The organism is Oleiphilus sp. HI0125, assembly GCF_001635355.1.
Map to the genome: position 1 here is coordinate 1 of NZ_LWGF01000269.1, position 1,075 is coordinate 1,075.

A 1,075-nucleotide genomic window follows, 5' to 3' on the forward strand; every position below is an offset into this window, starting at 1 on the left:
AGCAATTAGGCTTTGGTTATGACTGGGATCGAGAATTAGCGACCTGCCGCCCTGAATACTACAAGTGGGAACAATGGTTCTTCACTAAGCTTTANGAGCGCGGCTTAGTGTACAAAAAGAACGCGACTGTTAACTGGGACCCAGTTGACCAAACTGTTCTTGCAAACGAGCAAGTTGTCGATGGCCGGGGCTGGCGTTCTGGTGCAATTGTCGAGCGCAAAGAAATCCCACAGTGGTTTATCAAAATCACCGATTATGCAGAAGAATTACTTAACGACTTAGATCAACTTGACGAATGGCCTGAGCAAGTTAAAACGATGCAGCGCAACTGGATTGGCCGATCAGAAGGTCTTGAATTCAGCTTTGGCATCAAAGACTCAGACGAAACGCTAAGCGTTTATACCACACGCCCAGACACTCTGATGGGTGTAACGTATGTTGCGGTAGCCGCTCAACACCCACTTGCTACACGTGGTGCAGAAAACAACACCGACTTGCGTGAGTTCATCGAAGAATGCAAGAAAAACAAAGTTGCCGAAGCAGATATGGCGACAATGGAGAAAAAAGGTCTTCCTACCGGCTTCAAAGCAATCCACCCAATTACAGGTGAAGAAGTCCCGATTTGGGCTGCGAACTTCGTATTAATGGACTACGGCTCAGGCGCAGTTATGTCTGTACCAGCGCACGACGAGCGTGACCATGAATTCGCAAAAACGTATAAGCTTCCAATTAAACAAGTTATCGCATCGGAAGAAGTTGAAGAACTTGACATTCATGAGTCGGCCTACACCGACAAAGGTGTTCTTGTAAACTCCGGCGAATTTACTGGCTTAACCTCTGCTGAAGCATTCGAAGCAATTGTGAAGCACTTTGAAGAAACTGGAACTGGATCGCGCAAAGTGAATTACCGCTTACGTGACTGGGGTGTCTCTCGTCAACGCTATTGGGGCGCACCGATTCCAATGAAATACTTGGAAGACGGCACTGAGATCCCTGTGCCTCTAGAAGAGCTGCCTGTACAGCTTCCTGAAGATGTTGAATTAGATGGTGTTAAATCACCGATTAAGAGTGATCC

The 1,075-nt window shown here is 47.0% G+C and carries 1 protein-coding gene; it reads left to right on the forward strand.

Translation table 11 applies throughout. The features are described from left to right. The coding region (gene leuS, locus A3762_RS03880; RefSeq protein WP_068754191.1) for a leucine--tRNA ligase at window positions 1-1,075 on the forward strand (1,075 nt) is incomplete at both ends.